Source organism: Devosia sp. 1566 (genome assembly GCF_004005995.1).
Taxonomy (GTDB): Bacteria; Pseudomonadota; Alphaproteobacteria; order Rhizobiales; family Devosiaceae; genus Devosia.
Genome location: NZ_CP034767.1, coordinates 167,497 through 180,072, shown reverse-complemented (window position 1 = coordinate 180,072; position 12,576 = coordinate 167,497). Strand labels below are relative to the sequence as shown.

Here is a 12,576-nt window from a genome sequence, read left to right as displayed (position 1 = left end):
AAACAGCCCAAGGGAAGAGGAGAAACATTCATGTTCAAGCGCACCACCGCATTGGTTTTGTTGACGGCGGGCCTCTGCAGCCCCGCTTTGGCGCAGGCCCAGCAGATCAACGGCGTCGACGTTCCCGCCGATCAGTTGGGTGCGGTGCAGGCCCGTTGCGACGAGTTGTCCAACAACAATGCGCCCGCGGGCACCGGCCAGGCGAGCGCCGCCACATCAGCGGCCACCCCCGACGCTACGGCGGGCACCAACCCCTCGGCCCCTTCGATCGGCGGCACCTCGCCCCTGGGCGGCAATGACGGAGCGACCGACGCCTCCAACAGCAATGCTGCAGGCTCGGTTGCCGATCCAGCCACCCCCGCTGCCCCGGCGACCAGCGTTGACCTTGCCAGCATCGATATTGAAGCGTGTCAGGCTGGCGGCTTCACCACTGGCGCGGCTTCCAATTCGGCGGCTCCGGAAACGCCCGCTGCAACAACCACCAATTCCGGCGCGTCCGCTGCCCCCACGACCAATTAGCCTTTGCTGGCGCGCGGCAGGTCCGCGCGCCAGTTCGTTTCCCCGTTTGACCACCACCCACAATGCTGGCGGGGCGTCACCCAAAGCGCTAGCTTGCGCCCGATTCTGGGGACCAACGCATGAGCGCCGCACGACTTGCCACCAACCATTCGCCTTGCCGGTATGAGCGCTGAAGCCTCGTGAGTGCGCCACCCATTGTCTCGTTCTGGCATGGCCCCATTGGCTGGCTCGAGCGATTGTCGATCACCTCGTTTTTGCGGCACGGCCATTCCGTCGCCGTTTACAGCTTTGATCCGCTGGAGCTGCCTCCGGGCGCCGAGCGGCGCGACGCCGCCGAAATCCTCGCGCGCGAAGCGCTCGTGTTCTACAAGGACCGCGGCACACCGGCGGTATTTTCCGACCGCTTCCGGCTCGAACTTCTGCGCGCCGGGCGCGGCATCTATGCCGATCTGGACGTTTATTGCGTGCGCCCCTTCCCGGAGAACCCCGACTACCTGATGGGGTGGGAGCGCCCCGGCTCGATCAACAATGCCGTGCTGCATATTCCCGCCGACGCCCCGCTCCTGGGGGATCTTCTGGGCATATTCGAGCCGCATGATCGGCCGCTACTCGAGCCCCACCTACCCTTGGGCCGGCGACTCGAAGTAGCGGCGCGGCGCCTGCTCGGGCAAAAAGTGCTGCCCCACCAGATGCAGTTCGGCGCCACGGGACCTTTTGCGCTTACCCATTTCATGGCCAAGCGCGATCTGCTCGACTGGGTGCAGCCCCAGCCGGTGTTTTATCCTCTCGCCTATGAGCAGATCCCGGCCCTGATGCAGCCCGGCAGCAGCGTCGGCCCGGCGCTCCGTCCCGAAACCCTCAGCATCCACCTCTGGCGTTCGCAGCTGACCAATCGCGGCCGCGCCGCCCTGCCCGCACCGCCTCCCGGGAGCGCCATGCGCCAGCTCTGCGACCGCGAAGGCATCACGCTGGACTAAGAGAAGGCCGCTGTCGCTCCCCGGAACTCGCTGTCATCCCGGCCTCGAGCCGGGATCCATCCTGAGATCCCGTCACAGCGCCCGATCGAGGGCTGCAGCGCCTAACGCCCCAGTTTCTTCAACCACCAGCGCTTCCAGCGGTGCCGGGCGAAGCGGTAAAACAGCTCATTGCCCATCACATGCCGGTAGAGCCGCCCAAAGGCCACCCAGTGGAACATGCCGGCAAAGATGCCCCAGGGTTTGGCTTCCCCGGTATAGTGCAGAATGGCGGGGTCGAGCCCTTCATGGGCGTGGCGCGCATCGATCGTGTTCCAGCGCCAGGGCAGTTGCAGCCAGCGCCGCTTGAACACCAGGTTCAAGAAATCCTGGTCATAATAGATGCGCTCCATCACGCCCTCGCGCAGCGCCACTTCGAGCTGGCCCAGGATGTCGGCGTCGCGCCATTGGACGACATCGATCAGCACCAGCCCGGCATTGAAATAGGGATCGGCGGGATCAAGAATATCGCGATTGGCCTTGAGGTCACGCCCCCCGGTGATGAAGGCGCCCATCGTGTCGCGCACCGCCGCGATGGGATGGCCCAGCATGTCCATTTCCACCAGCTTTTCGATGGCGTCGCGCACCAGCATGTCGCAATCGAGATACAGCACCCGCTCCACCCCAGCCGGCAGCAGGCGATCGATCATCAGCCGGGCATAAACAATGTTGGACAGTCGCTTGTTGAGCGGCATGCGCGCTGCCACATCGGCGAACAAGGGGGAAGCGTCGAGGTCATACCATTCGAGCCGCGCCCCGAACTCGCTCTCAATGGCGAGCAGGTCCTCCTCGTGCTCCACCGTGAGCGTGCGATGGAACAGGTGAAACACCAAGTCGCTGCGTCGATGGGTGAACAGGCACACCGAGCGCATCGTGGCATAGGCCGGCGCCCAAAAATTGTCGTCAAAGGTCAGCGCGATATGGATGGGGCGGTCGCTCAAGGGAAACTCTCTTTAGGCCGGCTGGCGAGCACCGCAATCAGCGACAGCAGCACGGTGTAAACCAGCGTTTGGGCCAACACGCCGAACATGGCGTTGGTCAGCCCCATGCCCGCATAGCCGACGCTGGCGACCAGCGCCAGATAGAGCGCTGGTGCGCGCTGCGACCCTTGGGCGCGCCAGGCGCCGGCAAACGGCGCGAGGAGGATCAAGCCATAGGAGAGCAGGCCCAAAAGGCCCCCTGAAACCGCAAAGTCGGCGATGTCATTGTGCAGATGGTCGTATTTGGGAAACCGCGCCCCTGGAGGGGCAAACTGGGCTGCGGCCTCCATGAAGTGCCCCAGCCCGTGCCCCCAGACCGGCGAGGCCATGAAGGCCGCCAAAGCGCTGCGATACATGATGAGGCGCTGGCTGGTGGAATCGTCGCCAGGCTCGCCCGAACGGAACAGCGACACGATCTCGCCAAAGGGCCCCGTGCGCTCGATCCAGCCGGTGCCGATCAGCACGGCAAATACCAGCAGCGCGGCAACTGCACCACACCCGATCAGCAGCCAGGCGCGCCGGCGCGGCAGATAATGCACCGCGGCACCGGCAAGCGCGGCCATGCTCATGGGCACAAAGGCCACCAGCGGCCCGCGCGAGCCGGAAAACCAGATCGCCAGCAGCGCCGCGAGCGGGCCGAGCAGGAATACTGCCCGCCAACGCCATCGGCTCAACACCCCCACTGCCGCGACAAAGCCCAAAGTCAGCGCCAGGTCGGCCAGGTGGATGGGGTTGTTGACCAGCACCCCCCCGCGCGGCTCGCCCATGACAAAGACGTCGAATCCCGCGACCACCGCTCCTGCGATAGCGCCCAGCAACGCCAGCGTCCCGACCGCCGTTAGGGTCAGGCGCGCGCCCAATTGCTCAACCAGGGCAGCATGCGGCGCGGCCAGAAACAGGGGCACAAGAAAAATGATGGCACCAAACGACATCGGCTCGCGTGCGGAACCCGCAATGGCCAGCAGCATCAAGCCGCCGGCGACCAGCGGCAGCCAGGTCGCTGGCTGCCCAAGCGCCCCGCGCCCTTCGGCCGTGGGCAGCAAGGTCAAGCCCACCCCCATCAGCACCAGGGTGAGCATATTGGCGGCCCCCGGCGCTAGCGTCGGCAGGGTCAGCCCGCAAACCAGGGCGCACCATGCCAGCATGGTAAGGGTTGATCGAAGCAAGCGCAGGTCCTGGGCTGAGTGGCTGGGGCGACCATGGTCGCTGCCGCCCCGGCCGTCAACCGGCGCTCACCCCCTGACCACATGAGTGTGGCTTTCGCGCCCCGCTTGACGCGCCGCAATTCTGCAACTAAAGAAGTTACATGAAAAGATCCAGTCGCCTTTCCGTTGCCCTTCATGCCCTTGTGCATCTGCACGCCCAGCCCGAGGACGCGCTGACCTCAGGGGTTCTGGCGGTGTGCCTGCAAACCAATCCAGTGGTGGTCCGCCGTGTGCTCGGCAGCCTGCGCGAAGCGGGTTTGGTGGGCTCCAGCAAGGGCCATGGCGGGGGCTGGCAGTTGGCGCGCCCCGCCCCCGAGATCAGCGTCTTTGATGTGTACCATGCCTTGGGGGAAACCCTTCTCGTGCGCACCGAAAGCGAGCCGGGCGATCCCGGCTGCGCCATTGTGCGCACCGTTGACGGGGTGATGAACGAGGTGCTGGCCGATGCCGAAGCCCTGCTCGCCAACCGGCTGCGCCGCCTGAGCATTGCCCAACTCGCGGCGGGCGCAACTGCGCTTCCCGCTCTTTCCCATTCTTCCGAAAGCCATTTTCATGGATGACGTACTTGTTGTCGGCGGCTCCTTCGCCGGCCTTTCCGCAGCCCTCCAGCTCGGGCGCGCGCGCCGCAAGGTGAGCGTGCTCGATACCGGGCTCAACCGGAACCGCTATGCCGACAGTGCCCACAATGTGCTGGGTCATGACGGGGTAGCGCCCGGCGATATCCTCGCTGCCGCCCGCCGCCAGCTCGAGGCTTATCCCACGGTCAGGCTGATCGAGGGCCGCGCCAGCACCGTTTCAGGGGAGCCCGACGATTTCACGATCACCACCGAGACCGGGGACAGCTTTGCCGCGCGCCGATTGATCCTGAGCTATGGCATCACCGATGAAATGCCCCCCATCCCCGGCTTTGCCGAAGCATGGGGCAAGACCGTCATCCATTGCCCGTTCTGCCACGGCTATGAAGCAGGCCCGCGCTGGGGGCTGCTTTACAGCACCCCCATGTCGCTGCATGCCCCGGCCCTTTATGGCGACTGGACCGAGGACATCACGCTGATCCTGGATGGCAATGCCATCCCCGACGCGGAGCGCAACAAGCTGCAGCGACGGGGCGTCAAGATCCATGATGGCAAGCTCGCCGCAGTCCACCAGGACAACGGCCAGATGTCGGGCGTGAGCCTCGAAGATGGCACCGAGGTTGAACTCGATGCGCTTTACGCCCATCCCCGCAATCATCCATCCGCCGACCTGCACGAGCAGCTGGGGCTCGAGACCGACACCACGCCCACCGGCACCATGGTGGTGGTGGGCGAGCGCCAGGCCACCTCGCGTGAGGGGGTCTTCGCGGCGGGCGACCTCACCACCCCGATGCACAGTGTCACCAGCGCCGCCTATGCCGGCTCGATGGCCGCCATGGGCGCGCAGCAGTCCATGCTCCTTTAGCGCAGCCAGCCCTTGGGGCTGGGGTGCAGTTCCATCTGCCCCCCGGCCGTGGCCGCGTCGATCGCTGCGATCTCCTCGGCGCTGAGCGCAAGATTGTTGAGCACGCCCAGATTGTCCTTGAGCTGGTCGAGATTGCGCACCCCGATCAGCGCCGAAGTCATTTCCGGTCGCCGCAAAACCCAGCTCAACGCCAGTTGCACCAGGCTCTGCCCGCGCGCCTTGGCAATTTCGCCGAGCTTGTCGACCGCTTCGAGCACCCGCGGCTCGATATGGCTGGCGCGCAGCGAACCATTGGGGTTCTCGCCGCGGGTGCCTTCCTTTTGGCCATTGTTGTATTTGCCCGAGAGCACGCCCTGCGCCAGGGGCGAAAAGGCGATCATGCCGATCCCGAGCTCCCCGCAGGCATCGATGGTGTGGTCGTTCTCGATCCAGCGGTTGAGCACGGAATAGCTGGGCTGGTGAATGGTGGTCTGCACCCCCATTTCCTTGAGGATCCGATAGGCCTCGCGCGTTTGCGCCTCTGGATAGGACGAGATGCCGACATAAAGCGCCTTGCCGACCCGCACTGCATGAGCCAGCGCGCCCATGGTCTCCTCAAGCGGGGTGTTGGGGTCAAAGCGGTGGGAATAAAAGATATCGACATAGTCGAGCCCCATCCTCCCCAGGCTCTGGTCAAGGCTCGACAGCAGATATTTGCGGCTGCCAAACTCGCCATAGGGGCCCGGCCACATATTGTAGCCCGCCTTGGTGGAAATGATCAGCTCGTCGCGATAGGGGCGGAAATCGCGCGCCATCACCTGCCCGAACAATTCCTCGGCCGAGCCGGCCGGGGGCCCATAATTGTTGGCGAGATCGAAATGGGTCACCCCGGCGTCAAAGGCGTGGCCGAGGATTTCCATGGCGCTGGGATAGTCGCGCGTGCCCCCGAAATTCTGCCACAGCCCCAGGCTCACCACCGGCAGCTGCAGGCCCGAACGGCCGGAATGGCGATATTGCATTGTGTCGTAGCGCGCCGTGTCGGCCCGATAAGTCATGGTTCTTGCCTCCCAGAAATGTGCGATTGAGCGACGGCGCGCTGCTTGGCGCAGGGCGTGACGCGATGATAGAGAGCCAGACGCCATTCAGCGTCTGCCGGAATCCCGATGCCCGATAACTTGCCGCAAGCCGCCCTGCCATACAAGGTCATGGCCGTTTATAAGTTCGCTGATCTGCCCGATGCCACGGCCATCCAGCCGATGCTGGCGCAGTTCTGCTGCGCCCGCGCGATCAAGGGAACGCTGATCCTGGCGCCCGAGGGCATCAATGGCACGGTAGCCGGCACGCCCGACGCCATCGACGCGCTGCACGCATTCCTGCTCCAGGACGCGCTTTGGGCCGGCCGGCTCGGCGGCGCCGAGATCAAGTTCTCGGGCGCCGCCGAGATGCCGTTCCTGCGCATGAAGGTGCGGCTCAAGCACGAGATCGTCACCCTGCGCGCGCCCGAAGCCAATCCGTCCCAAACCGTGGGCACCTATGTGGCGCCCGCCGACTGGAACAGCCTGATCGAGCGCGATGATGTGGTGCTGGTCGATACCCGCAACGACTACGAAGTGGGGCTGGGCACCTTCAAGGGCGCGCTCGATCCCGCGACCGCGACCTTCACCGAGTTCAAGGACTATGTGGCGACCCATCTTGATCCCGCGCGCGACAAGAAAGTCGCCATGTTTTGCACCGGTGGCATCCGCTGCGAAAAGGCGTCTTCCTACCTATTGAGCCAGGGCTTTGCCGAAGTGTTCCACCTCAAGGGCGGCATTCTGGCTTATCTGGAAACCGTGCCCGAGCAGGACAGCCGCTTTGAAGGCGAATGCTTTGTGTTCGATGATCGCGTCGCGGTTGGACATGGCCTCGCGCAAGGTGAGGCGACCCTCTGCCGCGCCTGTCGCCACCCGCTCACCCCCGCCGACCGCACGGATCCGCGCTTTAGCGAAGGCGTGGCCTGCCCCCATTGCGCTGACGACACCGCCAAGCATGCCGCCGCCGCCGAGCGGCAAAAACAGATCGAACTCGCCCGCCAACGCGGCACCGCCCACCTCGGCGACGAAGCCGCCGAAGCCGCCCGCCGCGCCAAGCAACGCAAACGCGACCAAGCCGAACAATCCCGTCTGCGGAACAGCCAGGGTTAATGCGCCGGCGCACCTTACCGGCAGGCGCGCACGCCCTCTCCGACCCACCAGCTGTCATCCCGGCCCTGAGCCGGGATCCATCCTGAGATGCGGGTAAGGGGCCTTTACCCCTTGACCCGATACCGCAGCACCACGCCGCCGGTTTGCAGGGCGCGGGCTTCCAGCAAGGTCCAGTTCTTCGGCTCCTCGGCGGGCTTGAACAGGGGCGTGCCGCGCCCCTGCACCACTGGCGTGAGGCACAGCCGGTATTCGTCAACTAAGCCCGCCGCGAGCAGGCTGTCCAACAATTGGGCGCTGCCAAACACATAAAGATCACCACCCTCTTCACCCTTGAGCGCAGCAATGGTTTGGGCGGCCCCACCATTCAGCACCCTGGTGTTGTTCCAGTCCGCACTCGTGAGCGTATTGGACACCACGATTTTTGGCACCGCGTTCATACGCACCGCCACTTCGCCTTCATCACTGGCGGTCGGCCAATACGCCGCCATGCCCTCATAGGTCCGGCGACCAAATATCAGGGTTGTGTCGCCCTCCAATTGTTGGCGCGACATGGCCTCGAGCTCGGGGCCCCAGACCGTGCTGTGAAAGCTCAGATCCCAGGGCTGCGCCCCTTCGAAATAGCCATCGAGCGTGATCATGTTCCAGGCCAGCAATTTACGCATCAAAACCTCCTATCGGGGCGCGTGATCGAGCCAGTGTCCCCAAGGATCACGCCGTCCCGGAAATGAAGAAACGAGAAACCTTAGTTGGCGAGCGCGAGTGCCAGAGCGTCCATCAATTGCTCCGTGCCTTCTTGGCGTTGGCGCGAATTGTCGAGCCCATCCAGGAACGCCCCCTGCTCGGTGACGATCATCCGCGTGCCCTCGCCTTCGGGCACCAGCTCGACCGTGGCCACCGAAACCGAGATGCGGCGGCCATCCATCAGCATTTCATAGGCGTAGACGATGCGCTGGTTGAGGACGATGTCGTGATAGCGCACATCGAACACGAACTGGGCGCCATTGGGCCCGCTATCGGCCTGGTATTCCCGGCCGCCGACCTTGAACTCGAAGATCTCGCCCACCGGGAACCACTTGGCCTTTTGTTCCCGGTCCGACCAGGCGCGAAACACGCGCTCTGGCTTGGCGGGAAGAACCCGGTCAATGGTGAAGCTGCCGTGGGAAACGGAACGATCGGTCATGAATCTCTTCCTTTGGATGGTGTTGGCGGTGAAGGCTCGTCATCCTCGGCCAGCAAAGCGCCCAGTCGATCAAAGCGCTGCGCCCATGCCTGGCGGCGCTGGTTAATCCAGCGTTCGGCGCTCCCCAGGGCCTGGAGGTCGAGCGTGCAGGTGCGCACCCGGCCCACTTTCTCGGTTCGCACCAGCCCGGCGTCTTCAAGCACCCGGAGGTGCTGTGTCAGGCCCGGCAGCGACATGTCGAACGGCTCGGCAAGCTCGCTCACCGTGGCCGATCCGGCGGTCAGCCGCTCCACCACCGCCCGACGGGTCGGATCGGCAAGGGCGCGGTAAATCTGGTCGAGTTGGTCGTCTTGGTTAAGCATGAACTTAAGTATCCCAGCCCAGCCGGAGCGTCAACGCTTAAGTTTTCGCTTAAGTATCTGAATACCCAATTACCTGGCCGGGCTCAGCCGCGCGACTGGTGCACATAGCCCCGCGCCGAGGCGGGTATTTCGGCGGCCAGCCATTCGCGAAAGCGGCGTAGCTTCGTCGTTTCGCGTCGCCCTTTGGCCGTCGCCAGCCAATACTGATGGGGCCCGCTCACTGGACCGGTGAAGGGGCGCACCAGCCGGCCATCGCTGACCGCATCGGCGCTCATCATGTCCACCGCCATCAGCACGCCTTGTTCGGAAATCGCCGCATCAAAGGCGAGCGAGGGATCGGAATAGGTGGGCCCATGCAGGCGCCGCTCTGCGTCCAACCCCACCGATTGCAGCCACAGATCCCAGGACAGCATGGTAGTTTCGTCGCGGATCACGGGCACCCCATACAGATAGCTGGGATGCTTGAGGGCCCGAGCAATGGGCGGCGCACACACGGGCTGGAACTCGGCGCCCCCGATCGGTGTCGCGATCACGCCCGGCCAGTTGCCGGCGCCAAAGCGAATGCCGCAGTCGATATCGGCGCGCTGCAGATCGAGCATGGCACCCGTCACTGTCAGCCGCACCTCGATCTCGGGATAAAGCGTCGTGAACTTGTTGATCCGCCAGATCAGCCAGCGCGAAGCGAAAACGCTCCCCACCGTCAGGTTGAGAATGGCCTCGTCGCTGCCGCTCAGTTCCGCCAGCCCGTCCTGGAGCGCGGCAAAGCCGGCGCTGAGCTGGGGCAAGGCAGCGCGCAAGGCTGCGGTGGGCACCAGCCCCTGCCCCGTACGCTCGAACAGCTCCATCCCCAGCCGCGCCTCGGCCCGGCGCAAATGCTGGCTGACGGCGCCAAGGGTCACGCCCAGCTCCTCGGCCGCCGGCGCCAGTGCACCGCGACGCGCCACGATCTCGATCGCGCGCACCGCATTGAGGGGAATGGGAAAGCCCTTGCTCATGGAGATTTTCTATAATGGCGCCGCAACCTTGTCGATTGCCCGAGCTCCGACCCGCGCGCATTCTGCGCCCCATCTCACACCTTGCCCCGGAAAGGAGCCGACAAAATGTTTGTTCTTGCCCGTCTCCGTCAATGGCTGTTGCCCTGGTTCACCCTGCCCGCCGCGCCACCGCCCGAGCCGGAAGCGCCCGGGCTGCGCGACTGGGCCGATCTGCCCCCGCACCACCCGGTTTGCGGGGGAGCGCCGTAGACAAGCCACATTCGCGCGTTCCAAGGGGAGCAACCCCGCCGGGCCCTGCCCGCCGCCCCAAAGGAGCTGATCCATGTTGCGCCCACTCGTTCTTGCTGCCGTCCTGATCTTGCCGCTCACCGCCGCCCAGGCGCAGCAAGCCGCGCCGACCACGACCCCCGCGCCAGCCGAAATCAGCATCGATCCGGCCGCCCCGGTTAATGCCACGCCCAAGCAGGCCAATCTGCTCACCGGGCTTTATGCCACCAAGGCCATCATCGAGATATGCGCCATCACCGTGGATGAAAATGCCACCTCACGCATGAACAACGACCAAAAGCGCTTCGAGGCGGGCCTGGGCATGGATGACGCTGCCGCGACCCAAGCCTATGCCAAGATCAAGGCCGATGTGGAGCGCACCACGCCCGATTGCGCCGAAGGTGGCGCCGACCGGCAAAATGCCGAAGCGGTGGTGAACATCTATGCCGCGATGAAAAGCGGCAGTTAACGCGCGCTAAACCATCTTTGCGGTCCCCTGCGGTTCTGCTAGACGCTTGCCCATGACAACGCCGCAGAACCGCATCCGCAATTTTTCCATCGTCGCCCATATCGACCATGGCAAGTCCACCCTGGCCGACCGGCTGATCCAGCTCACCGGTGGGCTGGAGCTGCGCGAGATGAAGGAGCAGGTGCTCGACTCGATGGATATCGAGCGCGAGCGCGGCATCACCATCAAGGCGCAAACCGTGCGCCTCAAATACCACGCGGCGGATGGCGAGGATTATATCCTCAACCTCATCGACACGCCCGGACACGTCGACTTCGCCTATGAAGTCAGCCGGAGCATGGCGGCCGTCGAGGGTTCGCTCCTTGTGGTCGACGCCTCCCAGGGCGTCGAAGCGCAGACCCTCGCCAATGTGTACCATGCCCTCGATGCCGGCCACGAGATCGTGCCGGTGCTCAACAAGGTCGATCTGCCCGCCGCCGACATTCCGCGCGTCAAGCAGCAGATCGAGGACGTGATCGGCATTGATGCGTCCGATGCACTCGAGATCTCAGCCAAGACCGGGCTCGGCATTGACACCGTGCTCGAGGCCATCGTCACCCGCCTGCCCCCGCCCAAGGGCATTCTCGACGCCCCGCTCAAGGCGCTCTTGGTTGACTCGTGGTACGACACTTACCTCGGCGTCGTGGTGCTGATCCGCGTTGTCGATGGCACGGTCAAGAAGGGCCAGCGCATCCGCATGATGGCGTCGGGCGCCGTGTATGAGCTCGACCGCGTCGGCGTATTCACCCCCAAGCTTGTCGATGTCGGCGAACTCGGCCCGGGCGAGCTCGGCTTTTTCACCGCTTCCATCAAGGAAGTGGCCGATACCAATGTGGGCGATACCATCACCGATGATCGCAAGCCCACCAGCGAGGCCCTCCCAGGCTTCCGCCCGGCCCAGCCGGTGGTGTTCTGCGGCCTCTTTCCCGTCGATGCCTCCGATTTCGACGAGCTGCGCGCCGCCATGGGCAAGCTGCGGCTCAACGACGCCAGTTTCTCCTTCGAGATGGAAACTTCGGCCGCGCTCGGCTTTGGCTTCCGCTGCGGCTTTTTGGGCCTCCTCCACCTCGAAATCATCCAGGAGCGCCTGAGCCGCGAGTTCAATCTCGATCTGATCGCCACCGCCCCTTCGGTGGTCTACGAGGTCGAGATGACCAATGGCGAGGTGGTGATGCTCCACAACCCCGCCGATCTGCCCGATGTGATGAAGATCGCCGAGATCCGCGAGCCCTGGATCAAGGCGACCATTCTCACCCCCGACGAATATCTCGGCTCGATCCTCAAGCTCTGCCAGGACCGGCGCGGCATCCAGCGCAACCTCTCCTATGTCGGCAATCGCGCCATGGTGGAATATGATTTGCCGCTCAACGAGGTGGTGTTCGATTTCTATGATCGGCTGAAATCCATCTCCAAGGGCTATGCCAGCTTTGACTACCAGCTGGCCGAGCATCGCCCCGGCGATCTGGTCAAGCTTTCCGTGCTGGTCAACAGCGAGCCGGTGGATGCCCTTTCGATGCTGGTGCACCGCACCGTCGCCGAATCGCGCGGCCGCATCATGTGCGAAAAGCTCAAGGACCTCATTCCGCCCCATCTCTTCGTCATTCCGATCCAGGCGGCGATTGGCGGCAAGATCATCGCCCGCGAAACCGTGCGCGCCATGCGCAAGGACGTGACGGCCAAATGTTATGGCGGCGACGCCACCCGCAAGCGCAAGCTTTTGGAAAAGCAAAAAGCCGGCAAAAAGCGCATGCGCCAGTTCGGCTCGGTGGAAATCCCGCAAGAGGCCTTCATCAAGGCGCTCAAGATGGGTGACGACTAACCGGTTCGCGCCTTACGCGAAGCCGGCGCGCCAGTGGCGCGACGGCAGGTTAGTCGCCGGGTCGCTGCCAAAGGCAGCGGGCACCCGGTACGATGACGCAGTCGGCGCTCCTCTTACAGCCTTCTT

The 12,576-nt window shown here is 64.4% G+C and carries 15 protein-coding genes; 8 read left to right on the top strand and 7 right to left on the bottom strand.

Annotation, left to right across the window (positions count from 1 at the left end):
• Nucleotides 1-30 precede the first annotated feature (30 nt).
• Nucleotides 31-519, top strand: a complete 489-nt coding sequence (locus ELX51_RS00820; RefSeq protein ID WP_127751729.1) for a hypothetical protein — start codon at nucleotides 31-33, stop codon at nucleotides 517-519.
• A gap of 179 nt (nucleotides 520-698) precedes the next feature.
• A complete protein-coding gene (locus ELX51_RS00815; protein WP_127751728.1) occupies nucleotides 699-1,496 on the top strand; it encodes a hypothetical protein in 798 nt (265 codons plus the stop codon).
• A 101-nt stretch (nucleotides 1,497-1,597) separates the two neighbouring features.
• Here ELX51_RS00815 and ELX51_RS00810 read toward each other — a convergent pair whose 3' ends face one another.
• Together ELX51_RS00810 and ELX51_RS00805 are read right to left on the bottom strand one after the other, a co-directional pair.
• Entirely contained in the window at nucleotides 1,598-2,473 is an 876-nt protein-coding gene (locus ELX51_RS00810; RefSeq protein ID WP_127751727.1) for a glycosyltransferase family 8 protein, read from the bottom strand.
• Nucleotides 2,470-3,678 carry an O-antigen ligase family protein gene (locus ELX51_RS00805; RefSeq protein WP_127751726.1) on the bottom strand — a complete coding sequence of 403 codons (1,209 nt, stop codon included), beginning with the start codon at nucleotides 3,676-3,678 and terminating at the stop codon, nucleotides 2,470-2,472. Before ELX51_RS00805 ends, ELX51_RS00810 begins: the two co-directional genes overlap by 4 nt.
• A gap of 140 nt (nucleotides 3,679-3,818) precedes the next feature.
• Here ELX51_RS00805 and ELX51_RS00800 point away from each other — a divergent pair, with 140 nt between their 5' ends.
• Nucleotides 3,819-4,277, top strand: coding sequence for an Rrf2 family transcriptional regulator (locus tag ELX51_RS00800; RefSeq protein WP_127751725.1), 459 nt, complete (start codon nucleotides 3,819-3,821; stop codon nucleotides 4,275-4,277).
• A complete protein-coding gene (locus ELX51_RS00795) occupies nucleotides 4,270-5,157 on the top strand; it encodes an NAD(P)/FAD-dependent oxidoreductase (protein WP_127751724.1) in 888 nt (295 codons plus the stop codon). The genes ELX51_RS00800 and ELX51_RS00795 overlap by 8 nt, the downstream gene beginning before the upstream one ends.
• On the opposite strand, the gene ELX51_RS00790 is transcribed toward ELX51_RS00795, so the two are convergent.
• Complete coding sequence (locus ELX51_RS00790) at nucleotides 5,154-6,191, bottom strand: aldo/keto reductase (RefSeq protein WP_127751723.1); 1,038 nt, start codon at nucleotides 6,189-6,191, stop codon at nucleotides 5,154-5,156. The two genes, ELX51_RS00795 and ELX51_RS00790, sit on opposite strands and share 4 nt — an antisense overlap.
• Nucleotides 6,192-6,299: 108 nt before the next feature.
• On the opposite strand from ELX51_RS00790, the gene ELX51_RS00785 reads away from it, so the two are divergent.
• The gene (locus tag ELX51_RS00785; RefSeq protein ID WP_127751722.1) at nucleotides 6,300-7,319 is read left to right on the top strand and encodes a rhodanese-related sulfurtransferase; all 1,020 of its coding nucleotides are present in this window, start codon (nucleotides 6,300-6,302) and stop codon (nucleotides 7,317-7,319) included.
• A gap of 104 nt (nucleotides 7,320-7,423) precedes the next feature.
• Here ELX51_RS00785 and ELX51_RS00780 read toward each other — a convergent pair whose 3' ends face one another.
• From ELX51_RS00780 to ELX51_RS00765, 4 genes are all read right to left on the bottom strand, one after another.
• Nucleotides 7,424-7,981, bottom strand: coding sequence for a dihydrofolate reductase family protein (locus ELX51_RS00780; protein WP_127751721.1), 558 nt, complete (start codon nucleotides 7,979-7,981; stop codon nucleotides 7,424-7,426).
• Between the two features lie 80 nt (nucleotides 7,982-8,061).
• Nucleotides 8,062-8,499 carry an SRPBCC family protein gene (locus tag ELX51_RS00775; protein ID WP_127751720.1) on the bottom strand — a complete coding sequence of 146 codons (438 nt, stop codon included), beginning with the start codon at nucleotides 8,497-8,499 and terminating at the stop codon, nucleotides 8,062-8,064.
• Entirely contained in the window at nucleotides 8,496-8,861 is a 366-nt protein-coding gene (locus tag ELX51_RS00770) for a metalloregulator ArsR/SmtB family transcription factor (RefSeq protein WP_127751719.1), read from the bottom strand. The genes ELX51_RS00775 and ELX51_RS00770 overlap by 4 nt, the downstream gene beginning before the upstream one ends.
• An 83-nt stretch (nucleotides 8,862-8,944) precedes the next feature.
• On the bottom strand, nucleotides 8,945-9,856 hold the full coding sequence (locus ELX51_RS00765; RefSeq protein ID WP_127751718.1) for a LysR substrate-binding domain-containing protein: 912 nt from the start codon (nucleotides 9,854-9,856) through the stop codon (nucleotides 8,945-8,947).
• Nucleotides 9,857-9,961: 105 nt separating this feature from the next.
• On the opposite strand from ELX51_RS00765, the gene ELX51_RS19855 reads away from it, so the two are divergent.
• The 3 genes from ELX51_RS19855 to lepA all read left to right on the top strand — a co-directional run bounded on the left by ELX51_RS19855 (nucleotide 9,962) and on the right by lepA (nucleotide 12,450).
• Nucleotides 9,962-10,105, top strand: coding sequence for a hypothetical protein (locus tag ELX51_RS19855; protein WP_164854689.1), 144 nt, complete (start codon nucleotides 9,962-9,964; stop codon nucleotides 10,103-10,105).
• 73 nt (nucleotides 10,106-10,178) lie between these two features.
• On the top strand, nucleotides 10,179-10,592 hold the full coding sequence (locus ELX51_RS00760) for a hypothetical protein (protein ID WP_127751717.1): 414 nt from the start codon (nucleotides 10,179-10,181) through the stop codon (nucleotides 10,590-10,592).
• A gap of 52 nt (nucleotides 10,593-10,644) precedes the next feature.
• Complete coding sequence (lepA, locus tag ELX51_RS00755) at nucleotides 10,645-12,450, top strand: translation elongation factor 4 (RefSeq protein ID WP_127751716.1); 1,806 nt, start codon at nucleotides 10,645-10,647, stop codon at nucleotides 12,448-12,450.
• Nucleotides 12,451-12,576: the final 126 nt, after the last annotated feature.

Excerpts from the sequence above, each read along its gene's own strand:
- ELX51_RS00820 (WP_127751729.1), top strand. The coding sequence starts at position 31 with ATGTTCAAGCGCACCACCGCATTGGTTTTGTTGACGGCGGGCCTCTGC.
- ELX51_RS00800 (WP_127751725.1), top strand. The coding sequence starts at position 3,819 with ATGAAAAGATCCAGTCGCCTTTCCGTTGCCCTTCATGCCCTTGTGCAT.
- ELX51_RS00795 (WP_127751724.1), top strand. The coding sequence starts at position 4,270 with ATGGATGACGTACTTGTTGTCGGCGGCTCCTTCGCCGGCCTTTCCGCA.
- ELX51_RS00790 (WP_127751723.1), bottom strand. The coding sequence starts at position 6,191 with ATGACTTATCGGGCCGACACGGCGCGCTACGACACAATGCAATATCGC.
- ELX51_RS00785 (WP_127751722.1), top strand. The coding sequence starts at position 6,300 with ATGCCCGATAACTTGCCGCAAGCCGCCCTGCCATACAAGGTCATGGCC.
- ELX51_RS00780 (WP_127751721.1), bottom strand. The coding sequence starts at position 7,981 with ATGCGTAAATTGCTGGCCTGGAACATGATCACGCTCGATGGCTATTTC.
- ELX51_RS00775 (WP_127751720.1), bottom strand. The coding sequence starts at position 8,499 with ATGACCGATCGTTCCGTTTCCCACGGCAGCTTCACCATTGACCGGGTT.
- ELX51_RS00770 (WP_127751719.1), bottom strand. The coding sequence starts at position 8,861 with ATGCTTAACCAAGACGACCAACTCGACCAGATTTACCGCGCCCTTGCC.
- ELX51_RS00765 (WP_127751718.1), bottom strand. The coding sequence starts at position 9,856 with ATGAGCAAGGGCTTTCCCATTCCCCTCAATGCGGTGCGCGCGATCGAG.
- ELX51_RS19855 (WP_164854689.1), top strand. The coding sequence starts at position 9,962 with ATGTTTGTTCTTGCCCGTCTCCGTCAATGGCTGTTGCCCTGGTTCACC.
- ELX51_RS00760 (WP_127751717.1), top strand. The coding sequence starts at position 10,179 with ATGTTGCGCCCACTCGTTCTTGCTGCCGTCCTGATCTTGCCGCTCACC.
- lepA (WP_127751716.1), top strand. The coding sequence starts at position 10,645 with ATGACAACGCCGCAGAACCGCATCCGCAATTTTTCCATCGTCGCCCAT.